Annotated in this window: 15 protein-coding genes; 9 read left to right on the forward strand and 6 right to left on the reverse strand. The window is 46.6% G+C overall.

Annotated elements, in window-relative coordinates; all coding sequences use genetic code 11:
• The first annotated feature begins 40 nt into the window (after positions 1-40).
• The 3 genes from AAC052_RS12305 to AAC052_RS12315 all read left to right on the forward strand — a co-directional run bounded on the left by AAC052_RS12305 (position 41) and on the right by AAC052_RS12315 (position 5,208).
• Positions 41-625 carry a HupE/UreJ family protein gene (locus AAC052_RS12305; RefSeq protein WP_317488900.1) on the forward strand — a complete coding sequence of 195 codons (585 nt, stop codon included), beginning with the start codon at positions 41-43 and terminating at the stop codon, positions 623-625.
• Positions 626-639: 14 nt separating this feature from the next.
• The gene (locus AAC052_RS12310) at positions 640-2,859 is read left to right on the forward strand and encodes a M1 family metallopeptidase (protein ID WP_339813623.1); all 2,220 of its coding nucleotides are present in this window, start codon (positions 640-642) and stop codon (positions 2,857-2,859) included.
• A gap of 117 nt (positions 2,860-2,976) precedes the next feature.
• Positions 2,977-5,208 (forward strand): M1 family metallopeptidase, encoded by a 2,232-nt coding sequence (locus tag AAC052_RS12315; protein WP_339813624.1) that lies wholly within the window; start codon positions 2,977-2,979, stop codon positions 5,206-5,208.
• A gap of 188 nt (positions 5,209-5,396) precedes the next feature.
• Here the strand turns inward: AAC052_RS12315 and AAC052_RS12320 are convergent, their stop codons facing one another.
• A complete protein-coding gene (locus AAC052_RS12320) occupies positions 5,397-6,530 on the reverse strand; it encodes a hypothetical protein (protein WP_339813626.1) in 1,134 nt (377 codons plus the stop codon).
• 160 nt (positions 6,531-6,690) lie between these two features.
• On the opposite strand from AAC052_RS12320, the gene AAC052_RS12325 reads away from it, so the two are divergent.
• The 3 genes from AAC052_RS12325 to AAC052_RS12335 all read left to right on the forward strand — a co-directional run bounded on the left by AAC052_RS12325 (position 6,691) and on the right by AAC052_RS12335 (position 9,071).
• Complete coding sequence (locus AAC052_RS12325) at positions 6,691-7,614, forward strand: M28 family peptidase (protein WP_339813628.1); 924 nt, start codon at positions 6,691-6,693, stop codon at positions 7,612-7,614.
• The gene (locus tag AAC052_RS12330) at positions 7,611-8,180 is read left to right on the forward strand and encodes a DNA-3-methyladenine glycosylase I (protein WP_339813630.1); all 570 of its coding nucleotides are present in this window, start codon (positions 7,611-7,613) and stop codon (positions 8,178-8,180) included. Before AAC052_RS12325 ends, AAC052_RS12330 begins: the two co-directional genes overlap by 4 nt.
• Positions 8,181-8,354: 174 nt before the next feature.
• Entirely contained in the window at positions 8,355-9,071 is a 717-nt protein-coding gene (locus tag AAC052_RS12335; RefSeq protein ID WP_339813632.1) for a hypothetical protein, read from the forward strand.
• 35 nt (positions 9,072-9,106) lie between these two features.
• Here AAC052_RS12335 and AAC052_RS12340 read toward each other — a convergent pair whose 3' ends face one another.
• From AAC052_RS12340 to AAC052_RS12360, 5 genes are all read right to left on the reverse strand, one after another.
• On the reverse strand, positions 9,107-10,411 hold the full coding sequence (locus tag AAC052_RS12340) for a M20/M25/M40 family metallo-hydrolase (RefSeq protein WP_339813635.1): 1,305 nt from the start codon (positions 10,409-10,411) through the stop codon (positions 9,107-9,109).
• A gap of 306 nt (positions 10,412-10,717) precedes the next feature.
• A complete protein-coding gene (locus tag AAC052_RS12345) occupies positions 10,718-11,683 on the reverse strand; it encodes a Fic family protein (protein WP_339813638.1) in 966 nt (321 codons plus the stop codon).
• Between the two features lie 170 nt (positions 11,684-11,853).
• Positions 11,854-12,885, reverse strand: coding sequence for a macro domain-containing protein (locus AAC052_RS12350; RefSeq protein ID WP_339813641.1), 1,032 nt, complete (start codon positions 12,883-12,885; stop codon positions 11,854-11,856).
• An 8-nt stretch (positions 12,886-12,893) separates the two neighbouring features.
• Complete coding sequence (locus tag AAC052_RS12355) at positions 12,894-13,547, reverse strand: DUF4433 domain-containing protein (protein WP_339813644.1); 654 nt, start codon at positions 13,545-13,547, stop codon at positions 12,894-12,896.
• A 137-nt stretch (positions 13,548-13,684) separates the two neighbouring features.
• Complete coding sequence (locus AAC052_RS12360) at positions 13,685-14,341, reverse strand: DUF3365 domain-containing protein (protein ID WP_339813647.1); 657 nt, start codon at positions 14,339-14,341, stop codon at positions 13,685-13,687.
• A 90-nt stretch (positions 14,342-14,431) separates the two neighbouring features.
• Between AAC052_RS12360 and prfA the strand changes: the two genes are divergently transcribed.
• The 3 genes from prfA to AAC052_RS12375 all read left to right on the forward strand — a co-directional run bounded on the left by prfA (position 14,432) and on the right by AAC052_RS12375 (position 17,423).
• Positions 14,432-15,499 (forward strand): peptide chain release factor 1, encoded by a 1,068-nt coding sequence (gene prfA, locus AAC052_RS12365; RefSeq protein ID WP_317488891.1) that lies wholly within the window; start codon positions 14,432-14,434, stop codon positions 15,497-15,499.
• A gap of 30 nt (positions 15,500-15,529) precedes the next feature.
• Positions 15,530-16,927, forward strand: a complete 1,398-nt coding sequence (locus AAC052_RS12370; protein WP_339813649.1) for a right-handed parallel beta-helix repeat-containing protein — start codon at positions 15,530-15,532, stop codon at positions 16,925-16,927.
• 127 nt (positions 16,928-17,054) lie between these two features.
• A complete protein-coding gene (locus tag AAC052_RS12375) occupies positions 17,055-17,423 on the forward strand; it encodes a secondary thiamine-phosphate synthase enzyme YjbQ (protein WP_339813682.1) in 369 nt (122 codons plus the stop codon).
• The last annotated feature ends 62 nt before the right edge of the window (positions 17,424-17,485 follow it).

Consider the following 17,485-nt stretch of genomic DNA (forward strand, 5'->3'; position numbering starts at 1 on the left):
ATACTTACAACCTTTTTTGTGGCAGCAACTTAAGAAAACTATGTCGGAGTTTAGCCTCTTTTTTGGATTAGGAATGGAACACATTCTTGATATCAATGGTTACGACCACATATTGTTTGTTATTGCCCTGTGCGCCATTTATTCGGCCCAACAGTGGAAAAACGTCCTTGTTTTAGTGACCGCTTTCACTTTGGGTCATTCGTTAACATTGGCGCTTTCTACGCTGGACATTATCAAGGTGGACTCAGGGCTTGTGGAGTTTCTCATTCCGATTACAATATTTGTAACGGCAGCGGCCAATATTTACAAAAAAGACGCTGAAGTGAGCAACAAAAGTGTGAAACTCAACTATTGGTTTGCGGCGTTTTTCGGACTCATTCACGGCATGGGTTTTTCTAACTACCTAAAAAGCCTGCTGGGCAAAGACGAATCCATTGTCACACAGCTTCTCGCCTTCAATTTGGGCCTTGAGGTGGGTCAGATTGTGATCGTTTTGGCAGTGATGGTGGCAGCATTCCTTTTTATGTCTTTGGGAAGCGTAAAGAAAAGAGACTGGATTTTGGTGATTTCGTCGGCTGTGGCGGGCATATCACTAACAATGATTATAGAAAGTAAATTTTGGTAAAAAGTGAAACTGATATGAAGAAACTACTCATTGTAGCATTGACCCTTTGCACAAGTTATTTAGTAAAAGCCCAGGGAGAATGGGGCCAGAAATTTGAGCAGCTTGGCACAATGCTGCCCACTCCCAATAGCTACCGTACCGCCTCCGGCGCACCCGGAAAAGACTACTGGCAACAAAAAGCGGACTACGATATTTCAGTTGAGCTGAACGACAACAATCAGAGTATTACCGGCACCGAAACCATCACCTATCACAACTTGTCGCCTGATCGCCTTTCGTACCTGTGGGTGCAGTTGGACCAGAACATGAGGGCCAAATCGTCAAACACTCCCCTGGTTACTACCACGGCAATGTCTGATTCTGTTTCAGGGAAAGCATTGCAGACTATGATAAATGACGCTGACTACGATGGGGGCTTCAAGATTGCCTATGTAAAAGACATGTCGGACAAGGGCCTCAAATACACCATCAACCAAACCATGATGAGGGTGGATTTGCCCAAAGCCCTGGAACCGGGAGGAAAGGTTTCATTCAAAATCGCCTGGTCCTACAATATCAATGACCGGATGCTCGAAGGTCCCCGTTCAGGTTATGAGTACTTTCCGAAGGATGGAAACTACGTTTATACCGTCGCACAGTTTTACCCCAGAATGGCGGTATACGATGACGTGAATGGCTGGCAGAATAAGCAGTTTTTGGGTAGAGGCGAGTTTACGCTGCCTTTCGGAGACTTCACTTTTAGTGTAACTGTGCCTGCCGATCATATTCTGGGCGCAACAGGTACGCTGCAAAATGCCTCTCAGGTGCTCACGCCAGAGCAGCTTCAGCGCTTCGAAAAGGCGAAAACCACCTTCGATAAGCCAGTGATTATTGTTACTCAGAAGGAAGCAGAAAAGGCTGAGAAGACAAAGTCGAAAGAAAAGAAAACCTGGACATTCAAAGCTGAAAATGTGCGTGACGTAGCCTTTGCTACTTCCAGAAAGTTCATTTGGGATGCCATGGCGGTTGATATCAATGGAAAAACGCCACTTGCTATGAGCTACTACCCCAAAGAAGGCAACCCGCTATGGGAGAAGGAGTCGACAAGAGCTGTGGCTAACACGTTAATTACCTATTCAAAGCATACTATTGACTATCCTTATCCCAAAGCGATTTCCGTGCATGCGGCTTCCATCGGTATGGAATACCCAATGATCTGCTTCAACTTTGGCCGCCCTGATCCTGATGGCAGCTACACAGACCAGAAAAAGTGGGGCATGATCGGCGTGATTGTGCACGAGGTAGGGCACAACTTCTTCCCAATGATCATCAACTCCGACGAACGTCAGTGGACCTGGATGGACGAAGGCCTGAATACCTTTGTTCAGTCGCTTACGCAAAAAGAGCATTACCCTGACATGCCAATCCGCCGTGGTTGCGCTGCCTGCATTGTCGACTACATGAAAGGTGATAAAGAGGGCATTCGCCCGATCATGACCAACTCTGAGCAAATCCTCCAGTTTGGCAACAATGCCTACGCAAAGCCGGCCGCAGCGCTTAGCGTGTTGAGGGAAACCATTATGGGCCCCGAGCTCTTCGACTATGCTTTCAAGGAATATGCAGACAGGTGGGCTTTCAAGCACCCATCACCAGCCGACTTTTTCCGCAGCATGGAAGACGCATCGGCCATGGACCTTGACTGGTTTTGGAGAGGTTGGTTCTACTCAACCGATCATGTAGACGTGGCGGTTGACAATGTAAAATGGTACAAAATGGCCACCAACGAAAAAGGCTTCGAAAACCAGGTAACGGCTTCAGGCGAAGTGATGGGAGCCGATGGCAAGAAAGCGCCAGCCACGAACTTTCAGGAGGCTGCAGAGACTTTCGTGTTCAGCGGCACTTCCGACGACTCTTACAGAGAGTTTATGAACAAAGTGGATGATGAGGCGATTAAGCAAAAGCATATCAACACCAATTTTTATGAATTGACCCTGAAAAATGCTGGCGGCCTTGTAACTCCCGTTATTATTGAATGGACTTACGCCGACGGCACCAAAGAAAAGGAGTATATCCCTGCCGAAATCTGGAGACACAATGAGCACGAAGTGACCAAGGTGTTTGCCAAAAACAAGGAAGTGGTAAATATTCAGCTTGATCCGGACAAAGAAACAGCCGATGTGGAGCTGGACAATAATGTGTTCCCTCGCCAGGATGTAAAAACCCGCTTTGATCAGTTCAAGGAAAAGAAGAACTAAGAAAAATAGAAAAGTAAAACATACTGTAAGTGAGCCCGGGAAAGTGTTTTCCGGGCTTATTTGGTAGATAAATGAACGACAAAAACCCAAAGACTGATTATCAAATACTCAATGTTTATGAAAAGGATTCTTTTTAGTTGCCTGGCCATTACAGCGGGCATCATCACAGCAGAAAATGTTAACGCCCAGGGACAATGGGGCCAAAAGTTTGAGCAAATGGGCACCATGCTGCCCACGCCAAATACGTACCGAACTGCCTCAGGAGCTCCCGGACGGGAGTACTGGCAGCAAAAAGCCGACTACGATATTTCGGTAACACTGAACGACAACAACCAGTCGGTGACTGGTGAAGAAACAATCACTTATCACAACCAGTCACCTGACCAGCTCAAGTATCTTTGGTTGCAACTCGACCAGAACATGAGGGCAAAGGACTCCAACACTCCGCTGGTGTCTTCCAGCAGCATGCCTGACACCATTTCCGGCAAGTCGCTACAGCAGCGGATCACCAGAGATCAGGACTTCGATGGAGGCTTCAAAATCGCCTCTGTTAAGACGGTAGACGGCAAAGCCATTCCCTATACCATCAACAAAACCATGATGCGGGTAGATCTTCCGCAGCCGCTGAAGTCAGGTGGTGAAGTCTCTTTCAAAGTGGCCTGGTCATACACCATCAACGACCGTATGCAGTTGGGCGGGCGCTCCGGCTATGAATATTTCCCTAAGGATGGCAACTATTTGTACACGATTGCCCAGTGGTTTCCACGCATGGCGGTGTACGACGACGTGAATGGCTGGCAAAATAAGCAGTTCCTTGGGTCTGGTGAGTTTGCCCTTGCTTTTGGTGACTACACCGTGCGTATCACTACTGCGGCTGATCATGTGGTGGCTTCAACAGGCGTTTTGCAGAACCCAAAGGAAGTGCTTACCGCTACGCAATTGGAACGTTTTGAGAAGGCAAAGAAAAGCTTCGACAAACCGGTGATCATCATTACACAGGAGGAGGCTATTCAAAACGAAAAATCCCGGGCAAAAGGAACGAAGACGTGGGTTTATAAGGCGGAAAACGTGCGTGACTTTGCCTTTGTTTCTTCCCGCAAGTTTATCTGGGATGCTCAGGCTGTGAAGTTCGAAAACAATACACCGTTGGCAATGAGCTTTTATCCAAAAGAAGGAAATCCACTTTGGGAAAAAGAGTCAACTAAAGCAGTGGTAAACACATTGAAGACTTATTCGAAATACACCATCGACTATCCTTATCCTGTAGCTCAGTCGATTCATACAGCTTCCATTGGCATGGAGTACCCAATGATTTGCTTCAACTTTGGCCGTCCGAACCCCGATGGCACTTATTCGCAAAGGACACTTGAAGGCATGGTAGGCGTAATTGTGCATGAGGTTGGGCACAACTATTTCCCGATGATCATTAACAACGACGAACGCCAGTGGGCCTGGATGGATGAGGGTATCAACACTTTTCTTGAGCATCAAACAATCGTTGAAAACTATTCTTCCTTTGATACCACCTGGGGTACGCCTGCGGGAGTTGTAAATTATATGAAGGGAGACAAAAACAACCTTCGCCCCATCATGACCAACCCTGAAAACGGAAGATCCTTGGGCTACGAGGCGTACGGCAAGCCGTCAGCTGGTCTCGTACTATTGCGTGAAACAGTAATGGGCCCCGAGCTTTTCGATGCAGCCTTCAAAGAATATGCTCAGCGATGGGCATTTAAGCACCCTTCACCTGCCGACTTCTTCAGAACGATGGAAGACGCTTCGGCTGTGGATCTCGACTGGTTTTGGAAAGGCTGGTTTTATAGTGTGGATGCCTGCGACATAGCTGTGGATAAAGTGACCTGGTACAAGATGAACATTGACGCCAAAGGCTTCGAAAATCAGGTAAAAGTAAGTGGTGATGGCACACTCAGTGGAGGTGATGCTGCTGCTGAAAATGGTCTTGCAGCTCCGAAACCTTTTACGATGGCCAATACCAAAAGCACGGAATACGGTGAATTCAAAAACTCAGTTGACGACAAGGCCATTCAGAAAAGAAACGCTGAAAAGAACTTCTATGAAGTAACTTTCAAAAACGAAGGAGGGCTGATGATGCCTATCATCATCGAGTGGTCTTATGCCGACGGTACCAAAGAGGTGGAGAAGATTCCGGCAGAAATATGGAGACTCAACGAACAGCAGGTAACCAAGGTGTTTGCTAAAGACAAGCAGGTAATTGGCATCAAGCTGGACCCTAAAAACGAGATTCCTGACATTCAGCAAAGCAACAATGTGTATCCAAGGGTAGACAGTAAGAGCAGGTTTGACAAATTCAAAGACGGCTCGAAATAGTCGTGCCCACAGCGAAGGCGATAGCCAGGCTGGTGGCACGACAAAAATAGATTATAGATTGCCTAGCCCCAGTGTGCATTAAAAAAGGCCCTTACGCTCGACGTCAGGGCCTTTTTTCTTTTCCAGCCCAAGCTCTGAAGGGGCGATATTCACTTGCAATGGGTGCAGCCCATTGCAATCCTAAAAACCTACCTGATCTTCAGCTCATCTTTAAAATTCTGGATATAATTGCTCAGCGCCTCGTCCATTGTTTCATCAGCATCCCACTTCGTGCCCAGGTACACATCGCCCGTCACCAGGTGCTTCACATAAAATTTATACACCGGGGCATTCACAGGAATAGTTCTTAGAATTGCCTTCCCATTGCTGGTCTTCATGGTAATGTAGTCGGTTTCATTCTTGTCCACCTCATAGTTCAGCATCTCCCTGATGGTGTACCCGGTAGTGTTGAGGTTGAGCAGCACATACTGATAACCCGCATTGTACAGCTTCTTGTCGTCACCGTCATATTCCACCAACTCATACTTGAAGGGGTAATCCTGCATAGCACCTTTCAGCACATTATTGGAGCTCGCTACTTTAGCGTTGTACTTCTGTATTTCCTTTTCCACATTGTTGTTGACAATGCCTCCGGGCTTATCGGCTGGAATTTCCACCTTGGTATACATGGGTACCGCCAGCTTGTCAATTTTCAAGTCACCGGCAAAAGATGGGAACCGCCTTTTTGTGATAATATCCACGTCTGTAAAGAACTCGGGCTTCTCAGTGATGAGGAAGTTTTTGTTTTCCTGCTTCGATTTGTAAACCGCCTTGCCCAGGTTTTTCACCACCTTTTCAAGGTCTTTGTCCTGATCTTTCCAGGCCTGCTGACCGTTCGACATATAGGTTTTCGTGCCGTTGTAGGGAGTGATTACCACCACCACTCTTTCACTTTCTTTTCCAGCAATTTTAAGATTCACCTTGCTCAGGAGAATCAGGTTTTTGATCTCACGGGAGTTGAGGAAGTCCGAAAATGCTCCGGTTACATCTGTGCCAGCCATCACGTCGTCGATATTCAGGTAGGCAACAGCATCAATGCCCATTTTGCGAAACTCCTGGTGCATTTCGGTTGAAAAACCCCTCCAGTCGCCCCTCTCAGAAGTGCCTCTGCTTTTGGGTGGTACGCTCACCAGCACTGCAGAACGACTCGACAAAAGATCAGCAGGCAGGTCGTTGGTGTAGTCCAGAAACCGAAAACCTGCTATATTTATTTCTTCTTCCTGTGCCTGGGCAGTAAAACCAATCAGGCAAAGGGCAAATGTGAATTTTAACAAATGTTTCATGGGGATATTTCGGATTACTATCATATTCAACAGGGATAAGTTTCTATTATTGTAGGAACAATAGCTATTTATGGAAAAAACGGACAATAGATCGAAAGGAAGCCCGGCGATTCCTTCGGGATTCCCTCCGGCTTTGTAAAACAAGATATTTTCGGAAGAAATGCAAGTCAGAGCAAAAATCATAACACACCGCACAGGGTATGCTTTCATATGCCTGCTGCTTTTCTGTAGGTTCATGAGCCATGCTCAGGTCAGCGTTGACTCCACGAGACTGATGAATGCCTTAAAAGCGCTTTCGTCTCAGGAAATGGCCGGGCGGATGAGTGGCACCAACGGCATTAGCAGGGCCCGTATTTTTATTAAAAACAATTTTAACTACGCCGGACTTTACCCACTTGAGAGCAACTGGTTCATTCCGTTCGATATGAAGGCAAAGAACTACCCCTCTCAGGGAGTGAATGTAGTTGGATTTTTGAAGGGAGAAAGTGATTCGGCCGTTGTTGTTACCGCCCACTATGATCATCTCGGCGTCAAGAACAAAGAGATTTATTTTGGTGCGGACGACAATGCATCTGGGGTGAGCGTGCTGCTGGAGGCCGCCTGGCTTTTTGTCGCAAAGAAAACGACGCCAAAGTACACCATCATTTTTGCTGCGCTGGATGCGGAGGAAACCGGCTTGCTGGGAGGTTATGCCCTGGTTGAATACCTGCAAAAGGCCAATATCCCAGTAAAGCTGAATGTGAATATGGATATGGTGAGTAAAGGCTATAAGAACGAGCTGTATGTTTGTGGCACTTATCATTACCCGCAGCTGAAGCCATTGGTCGATTTAACTGGCAAACGTTACGCTAAGGTGGTGCTGAAACTTGGGCACGATATTCCTGGCAGCGGTCACGACGACTGGACGATGTCGTCCGACCATGGGCCTTTTCACAAGCAGAAAATCCCCTTTCTTTATTTTGGGGTAGAAGACCATAAGTACTACCATCAGCCGACGGATACTTTTGAAACAACACCGTTCAGCTTCTTCTATCATGCGGCGGAAACCATCACAGGCTTTTTAAACGATTACCTCTCCCAATGAATGACAACAAGAAACGCTGTGCCTGGTGCCTCGGCTTCGATGACTATGTGAAGTACCACGACGAGGAGTGGGGAGTGCCAGTGCATGACGACCGCAAGCATTTCGAATTTTTGATCCTCGAAGGAGCGCAGGCTGGGCTGAGCTGGAGCACCATTCTGAAAAAGCGGGCCGGCTACCGTGAGTCATTCGCCGGTTTCGACCCTGAGATAGTGGCGCAGTTTACGCCGCAGATTGTGGAAGAGCTGCTCCTTTTTCCGGGCATCATCCGCAACCGGCTTAAGGTGCAAAGTGCCGTAACCAACGCACAGCAGTTTCTTAAAGTGCAGCAGGAGTTCGGCAGCTTCGACAAGTACATTTGGCAGTTTGTAGACAACAAGCCTATAGTGAACCAATGGAAAGACTACAAAACAGCTCCACCGACAACCAAAGAGTCGGACGCCTTGAGCAAAGACCTGAAAAAGCGAGGCTTCAAGTTCGTCGGCAGCACCGTCATTTACGCCCACATGCAAGCCTGCGGCCTGGTGAACGACCACGTGGTGGATTGCTTTAGGTATGGGGAGGTGTAATAAAACTCAACATTCGATGACCCACAGACCAACGAACGCCAATGTTTCTGTCATGATTTTGAAAGAAATAGCAGCAATTTTAGAATATTTTTATAAATAAAATGGCAATTAAATTTTGTTGGGTTGTAATAAAGGACAATATTCAGTGATTTTTTATTTTTAACAGCCAACAAAATGAAAAAAACTATTTTTATCCTTCTTGTAATCATCTTTTGCTCTGAGGCACAAGCGCAGAAAAAAGTGGCTCTCGTTAATTTTTCAGTGAACAAAGAAATCGGGCCGGGCGACTTTGGCACCAACGCTGGTCTTGTTAGTGAGATCACCGTTTTGGCCGCCAATAACAACTTTGATCTTCAATCAGTATTCGATAGCTTCTACAAATCGTTTAACGACGACTTTGCCAAAGGATTTCCGTTTCAGCTGCTTCCGGAAAATGATGTGTTGAACAACGCTGAGTACCAGGCCTATGACCCTAAATATGACAAGGCAATGTATGTTTTGTCAAAGCAAGGGTATAAGAATCTCGCCAGGCCATTGCTGGGAATGGGTAAGGCCGACAAAGATGCGATGGCTTCTATTTTTAAGACTTCAGCTGACGGAGTTTTGATGGTGTTCATTGGCTTTGAGCTTGAGAAAATGGCAGTGATGGGGGTCGGGGTGGTCAAAATTAAGGCCTTCTACAACATGATTTGCTACGACAAGGAGGGGAAAAAAGTGTTCGACATCAACGAGAAAGGGATTTCCAAAAAGAGCCTTCCGCTAGTTGCGGGAATTCCTATCATGGACAAGGAAAAAGTGCAGCCTATGTGTGAGGATGCAGCTGACCAACTACTCAAGGAGCTTCAGGGTACTTTGAAGAAAGTGGTCTCTAAATCGGCGAAGAAGCTTTAAGCGCTATGCAAGAGTAGCCCCCGGGGGCTACTCTTTTAACGTCCTTTGTTATTCCCAGTCTCTTCTTTGCTAAGTCGGTATATCAGGATCGCCGCCCTTTTGATCTGGCTGTCGAGCGTGGTAAGATCCACATACTCTTCCGGAGAATGGGATCCCTTGCCCATGGCACCCAGGCCGTCAAGTCCGTCTATGTATTCGGCGATAAAGGAAATGTCGCCAGCACCTCTTTTTCCAGGGTCGTAGGGCTTTACTTCTCCCTGGCTCAAATCGAGACTTACCTGATTAAGCATTTTCAGCACACTCATGTTGCCTTCGGTGGGGGACATGGCAGGATATCCGTCTTCAAAGGTGATTTCAGCCGATGTGCCGGGCAGGTGATCTTCCACAATGGCGCTCATTTTTTTCCGGGTGTTCTCTTTTTGCTCTTCAGACAGAAATCGTAGGTCGCCCTTTATCAATACAGTGTTGGGTACAATATTGCTTTTGCCAGCCACCTGTTGCCCTGTACCAGTCATTTCTATCGTGGTACCACCAGCAATGGTGCCAGCGCTGTAAGTAAGGTTGGTTTCCTGTAGCTCCTCGTAAAATCTATGTAGGATGCGGGCACTTTCGTAGATAGCCCCGGCTCCTACTTCAGGCGTAAAAATTCGGGAAGAGTGTGCCTGGTTACCTGTCACGGTAAGTGCCCACCCGCTGGATCCACGGCGGGCTACTGTTGCATATTCGAAGCCGGTATTGCCTTCAAAAGACAGGGCTATGTCGCTTCTTTTGGCAGCATCGATAAGGTCGCCCCGGCTTACACTGATCGGTCGCCCAGCCGCTTCTTCGTCCCCGTGGTAGGCAACGATGATTTGTGACCCATCCAGTAATTTGGCTTCATGCAGTGCCTTTAGGGCAAACAATAGCACCATGTCGCCGCCTTTCATGTCGTAAGTGCCCGGTCCGAAAGCGATGGTGTCTTGACGGACAAAGCCAGTGGCGTCTCCAGCAGGCTCAAATACGGTATCCATGTGGCCCATGAGAAGAAGCTTTTTGCCCTTTTCTCCTTTCATTTCACCGAAGACATGACCAGCTCTTTTCATGTCGGCGGGCATCTCTATCCATTTTGTTTCAAAACCGAGTGCATCCAGCTCGCTTTTAAACACGTCGCCAACCTCCCTCACACCGGCTATATTGTAGGTGCCGCTGTTGATGTTGACTATTTTTTCGAGAAAGTCGAGGGCCTCTCTCATGTTGGCATCTACGATTGATACTACCTTCTTTTCGTCTTTGGTCAGCTTTTGGGCAAAAGCCAAATGAGAGAAAATCAGGAGAAAGGTTAAAATGGTTGGTCTTATCATGTCCTTTTGTTAAAGAGTATAGCTATTCCTCGGTTTAGGTGCTGGAGACTAAAAAGAATGACTGTTCGTGGCGTGGATTTGAAGATAGTCAATGGATGTTGGCGCGTCGTGAATTATGTCTCCAACGGTAGATTTTTTGTGTGCGTGTAATGGTATACGGGGGAAGTCTTCACTAAGCGAAATCTCGTTCGGGTAGGGTTCAATCGCCTAGTGGGACAGTCGTTTGTGCCCAGACACAAGTCTAGGCTTTGGTGAACGACCATGTGGTGGATTGCTTTAGGTATGGGGAGGTGTGAGTAAGCTGGGCTAGATTTTCTTTTCTATCACCTTGTAGGTTGTCAAGCGATTCATACCGAGGACGCTGAAATGCCCCAATTCAACTCCTTTTTTTAAGTCACGGCTGGCGGTGGCAGTTGAAAGTGTCTTGAAAACATTCATGTAACCTTTTCGGGTAAATGACTTAATCTTCAGAGACAGGAAATACTGGAGCCGATCAACTTGCGATTGACTCGCTCCTTTGGTTTGAAGTACGCTATCCAGCGCCAGGCTAATGACGCCAAGCATGTAGGCGATGAATGGAGTTGAATGTCCGGCCTTGTCGCTATCAGAAAGGGCTTTGTAATAGTCTGACTGATTGGCCGAAATGAGCGTTTCAAAAGGAAGAAACTGAAAGATGGGAAATTTGCTAATCAGGATCACAGTTTGCCAAAGTCTTCCCATTCTTCCATTGCCATCCATAAACGGGTGGATAAACTCTACCTCATAGTGAAAAACGCAACTTTTGATCAGAGGAATATCATTGTCCGTTTTGAGATACTTGAAGAGATCCTTCGTCAAAAAAGCAACATTTTCGGCTGGTGGGGCAAGGTGTTGGACTTTTGAGCCCTTCACAATGCCCACACCTTTTTTCCGGTAGGAGCCAGCATCCTTCTCAAGCGACTTCATAAGCATTTTTTGTGCAGCCAGGAACGACTTTTCGGAATCAAACCTGAAGCTCTCGATTTTATCGTAGACCTCAATGGCGTTCCGAACCTCCATAATATCTCTTTCAGGGCCAATCACCCGCTTGTTTTCAATCAGTGCTGTTATCTGATCTTCTGACAATGTATTACCCTCTATTTTCAAGGAAGAGTGAATTGTTTTGATCTGGTTTTGCTTCCGCAGAGTTGGGGACGGTTTGATCAGAAAGCTGGCGTTGACGGCCCCAATTTTCTCCGACACCTCAGTAAGCAGGCGAAGTATTTCCGAATTGATCTGATAGGGAGGCTTCATGATGCTATCATTTGATAGCATTAAAGGTAAGTCATTTGAGCAGATTTGGGAATAGTTGCGGCACTAAGTTCGGCGGCGGAAGTGCTGTTGTCTGCGCCCACGTATAGGGAAAGCTGAGCTAGATCTTCTTCTCTGTGATCTTACAGGTAGGTAGTCGTTTTGTTTTATTGCTAGGCGAATTTCACGTTACCTAGGTGCTTCAAAGAAATATCCAAGTATTTGGGGTTTGAGAACAGCGAACGTTTTCTATCACTCCACGTCTCAAGTTTGTTCGCCACAACGTCTCTATCTAGGTTCTTTTCCGTTTGCGAAATAAAATCAATCGATGAGAGTAGTTCAAGAGCAAAATCCGAATAGAAACCATCTAGGAACTCAATTGTTTTTTTTGCAATGTATTGTAGTTCGGGGTTTGCTTCAATATATCTTTTAACATCTTCGAAACCGTCTGCAACAAGAGTTAATGGCTCAAAAGGCTTTTTGTTCATATCACTGTAGCCTATTATATAGCTACCATTTAGGGTATTTAAGAGGAACCTGACCTTACCGGAATATGGCCCGTAGAAATTAGGTTCGTACGTTAATTTAAAGTATTTACCAGCTCCAAACCTTTGTAAAAAGTAGGCCACTTTTTCACTTGAAAACTCAGATACATATTCCCCATTCCCAACCAAGTCATACAACAAATATAAGAGCAACGCTCGTGCATCAGTGAGCTTTACCCTTTCCTTTTTAAGTTTTTCTTTGATGAGAGAATTTGGCTCATATACTAAAATTTCTGTATCCAAATTATCTAGATATTGTTTGATAAGACTCTTGACCTTTTCCCATTCCAGACCTCCATTTCCAGCACCTAATGGTGGAATCGCAATGCTTTTGATATTGAAATCACTAATAACACTAATTAAGTCCGCCAAACCCTTTTCGATGTATTCGTATTCGGATGGCTTTCTCCAGTCCGTCTTCGTTGGAAAATTGACAATAATCTTCTCGCCAGTGCTAACGTTTTCGTCCTTAACTACGAAAAGTTTACCTATTTCTAGTTGCTCGGTCTTGCAGGCTTGATGATAAGCTTTGTAATTGTTAGGGTACGCCTTTTTGAACTGTAATGCAATGCCTTTTCCCATGACACCAACAGTGTTAACCGTATTGACAAGAGCTTCTGCTTTACTGTCAAGAATATTTCCTGTTAGATATCTGATCATAATCGTTTTTAATAATACGCCTTCGGAATGACTTTAACTAATTTGTCTTCGACCCCAAAGCCAACCAGTCTTTGTTTTGAAATATCGTTGTAACAACCGTATCCAACAATGAAGTCTGACGGGATGTCACCTTGCACCAAAAACTCCGCCTGCTTTTTTCTTTTAATATTCAGGTTTTCTTGCCCTCCCCAATACGGGGTTTTTACAGCATTCCAATCTACAATTTGCGGTAGCTGCCTTATTTTATCCTTGTTATAGAAGGTAGTTAGAAAATCTGTTGCATGGCCATCTGAAAAATAATATGAGAGTTTAGATTTTACAATTGAATCAACAGAACACACTACATAAACTATGTCGTCGGGCTTACTGGCTTTGTCGACAAAGTTGCCTCCTTGCTGGACTACGTAAAGCATTGGCATTTTGACGCCAAAATAAAACGGAGTGAAGTCACCAAGAGTGATCACTTCGATCGTATTAAATGTGTTACCGTTGTCAACATTTACCTGCCGGGCATTTCGATTGTTAATAAGACTTAGGTCACCAATTCCAACAAAAGTAGGATTGGCCTTGAGTGACCGCTTATGGGTTAGGCCATTGGCGAGAACATGAGGAATGTTCTCAATATGGAGCATTCTGTAGATATTTACTTGTTCCAGATTCATGATTTAGATTAGCCATTTTCCCAGGCAGAAACAAGAAAATCGAAGAGGGGTTCTCACACCAGCGGTGCAAATCATGGTTGATAATTGAGAGCGAGCTCTTCCAAATCCTCATACCTTTCCAAAGATTGTAAAATAATCTACAACTCCAACACCAAATCCTTCTTCTCAAACACCACTTTCCATATCCCCCGCCACTCGCCCAACTCATAGCCGGTGGCTTTGTCCTCAGGGTAAAGGCCCTTGATTTTGTCTGCTACTTCCTGGGTAAGCTCTTTACCCGGTGTGCCATGGCATTGGAGGCACAGCGCAGCGCCCATCATGATGGGCCGGGTGTAAACTACTTGTGTGGAATTGTCTTCCATAAACACTTCTTCCCTAGGTGCTTGTCCCTGCTCCACGCTGTAGGTGTAAGCTTCCATAATGGCTATCTCGTCGGCGATAGGTGCATCTTTCGGGTTGCGCCATTTGTTGCTCACTCGCCTGATGGTAGCATGGTTGGCTTTGGACAGCGAGTCTACCAGCGGAAAAGCATTCAAATTGCAATACTCTACCGCTCCCAGTATGCCCTCCGACTCAATCTTTTTTATCAGGGTTTGAAGCAAAACCTTTTGTGCTGCGTCGGTAATGGCCAGTCCCCTTTCTTTGGCTTTGTCAGTAATTTGCGACGGAAGCACGTGCTTCACTTTTCGGTCTTCCATTTCTTTTTTTACTGCCTCGCTATTCCCTTTGTCCATAGGGCCACAGCCAACAGTAATCAGACACATGGACAGGCAAAGGATTATTGGCGTTCTCATAGGCGGGTTATCTAATGATCTGTTAAAATAACCACACTTAATCGAAAAAAGATCAGCGGTTTATTAATTTTGCAGCTTAATTTTTCAGGAATGCTCGATAAACTAGAGGCCATCAAAAAGCGCTTTGAGGAAGTAAGCGACCTTATTGTTCAGCCCGATGCCATGGCTGACATGGCACAATACACCAAACTGCACAAGGAATACAAGGAGCTTAGCCGCATTGTTGCTAAGCTGGAGGAATATAAGAAGGTAAAGAACGACCTGAAGGGAGCCAAAGAACTGCTCAACAAAGAGAAGGATCCGGAACTCCGGGAAATGGCCAAGATGGAGATTGAAGAGCTTGAGCCAAAAGAGGAGGAGCTGGAGGAAGAGCTCAAACAACTACTGATTCCCAGAGACCCTAATGACAGCAAAAACGTCATTTTGGAAATAAGAGGTGGTACCGGCGGCGACGAGGCAGCTATTTTTGCCGGTGATCTTTTCCGTATGTACCAGCGCTTTGCTGAGGAAAAAGGCTGGAAAATGAATGTGCTCGATCTGACCGAAGGCACGTCAGGTGGCTACAAAGAGATTATCGCCACCGTTTCAGGTGAAGACGTTTACGGCATGCTTAAGTTTGAGTCGGGCGTGCACAGGGTGCAAAGGGTGCCGGCCACCGAAACTCAGGGGAGGGTGCACACTTCCGCCGCTACTGTGGCCGTGCTGCCCGAAATGGAGGAAGTGGAGGTAAACATCGACATGAACGACGTTCGGAAGGACACTTTCTGTTCTTCAGGCCCTGGCGGCCAGTCGGTGAACACCACTTATTCGGCTATTCGCCTGACTCACATCCCCACTGGTATTGTCGTAAGCTGCCAGGACGAAAAGTCGCAGATCAAAAACTTCGAAAAAGCCCTGAAGGTATTGCGGTCAAGGATTTACGAAGTAGAGCTGAAAAAACACAACGATGAAGTAGGCGCCCAGCGCAAGTCGATGGTGGGTAGCGGCGACCGTTCTGATAAAATCCGCACCTACAACTATCCCCAAAGCCGGGTAACCGACCACAGGATAGGGTTAACGGTTTACAACCTACCCGCAGTTATGGATGGCGATGTGGGTGAGTTTATTGAGCAATTGCGGATTGCCGACCACTCGGAGAAGCTGAAGGATGGAGAATAATTCCACACTTCCATCGTTCAAAATGCACTTATGTTGACCCGTCGACTCGTATGGCTGCTCATTCTTCCCCTTTGGTGGGCATGCACACCCGACGAAGAGGTTTTTTCTGAGCTTTCTGATGAGTCTCTTTACTTTTCTACCGACACGCTGTACTTCGACACGCTGCTGACCACCCAGTTGAGCCCGTCGTACAGGCTGCTGCTTTACAACCCCAACAAGAATGGAGTTATAGTGCCTGGGATCAGACTCAAACAGCTGGAAGGCTCTCCATTTGAGTTGACCATCAATGGCTTGTCGGGAAAGGCATTCAACAACATCAAAATCCTGGGCAAGGATAGCCTGCTCGTGTTGGTCAATGGCAGGCTACCCGTTACGGGTGAGGTCGAAGCGAAGAGAGTGCTGGACTACCTGGAAGTGGTAGGCACCACCCGTACCAATGTGGTGCTGGATGCCTGGGCGCAGGATGCGTCATACTACAAGGGGCTCAGTATTATCGAAGAGGATCAAACCTGGGAAGCTGGTATGCCCTATGTTGTTTCAGACTCACTGGTTGTTGCCCCTGGTGTAACTTTAACTATTAAGGCGGGTGTTGAAGTGCTTATGCAACCGGGAGCTCATTTGTTTGTACTGGGCACGCTTATTACCGGGGGAACGCCAGACAAAAAAGTGATCTTTAGAAATACCCGTAACGACCGAGACTATCGGGAAGCTCCTGGCCAATGGGTTGGCATTTATTTCCTGGAGGGGAGTAAAGACAACTTCCTTAATCATACCGTGATCAAAAATGGGGAGGTAGGTTTGAGAATAGGTACGCCCGACGATGACGACATTCCTGATGTAGTGATTGCCAATAGTACCATTGGCAACATGTCGTCCGATGGCATTCTGGCCTTGACGAGTGATGTATACGCCTACAACACTGTCGTGTACAATGCGGCTCGTTATCTGGTAGCGAACGTGGCTGGCGGCAACTACCGCTACGAGCACTGCACTTTTTCCAATTACCCCTCCGACTTCTTTCGGGAAGACCCTTCGGTCATTTTCTCAGACAATATTTTGCTGGCAAATGAAGAGCTGCTTGCAGCACCGTTAGAGGCACGGGTATTCAACAGTGTGATTTGGGGTACGCAGAAGGAGGAGATCGAGTTCAATACCGGGGGAGGCGCCAGCTTCATTTACCAGGTCGGCAACAGCTTATTGAAAACGACCAACTCGCTACTGAACGCCAACAACAACCTGATCAACACGCCGCCAAAATTCTTCAACGAATTTTTGTACGACTATCGCCCTGATAGTTTATCGCCTCTTATCAACAAGGCAAAATACCTCAATATCGATCTCGATAACCTTGGGCACCAAAGAGACAGCCTTCCTGACATCGGGGCTTACGAATGGGTTCCTGGACAAAAGGAAAACGACGAGGGGTAATTAAGCAGCTTTAAATGCGTTTGCCCTTTGCACAGGTTGCAAATCAGGTACCCAATCGTTACTATTAGTCATGGAATTTTTTCAGAAAAAGATAACGCTAAAGCCCTAGCCAAGGGGGTTTCATCTTATTACCAGAGAGGTGTTGGAACAGTTTCCTGAGCTGCAAAAAATCAAGCAAGGTGTGCTACAGGTGTTTATTCAGCACACATCGGCCAGCCTCACGATCAATGAAAATGCCGACCCCACCGTTAGGGTCGACTTCGAAAGTCACTTCAACAAAATGGTACCTGAAAATGCACCTTACTATCGGCATACCATGGAAGGCCCCGACGACATGCCGGCACACATTAAAGTATCGTTGTTGGGAGCTTCTGTGCAGCTTCCGGTTACCAATGGCAGCCTCAACACTGGCACCTGGCAGGGCATTTACCTTTGCGAGCACAGGAACTACGGAGGAAGCCGCCACCTGGTGCTGAACGCCTGGGGAAATACGTAGAGCAGTCTTCAAAAGTGTTGTTTTTAGGAACTGCTAGCGCCCACCTTTTTGTTAAATGGCTG

The sequence above is a fragment of the uncultured Imperialibacter sp. genome, from assembly GCF_963974565.1.
Lineage (GTDB): Bacteria > Bacteroidota > Bacteroidia > Cytophagales > Cyclobacteriaceae > Imperialibacter > Imperialibacter roseus.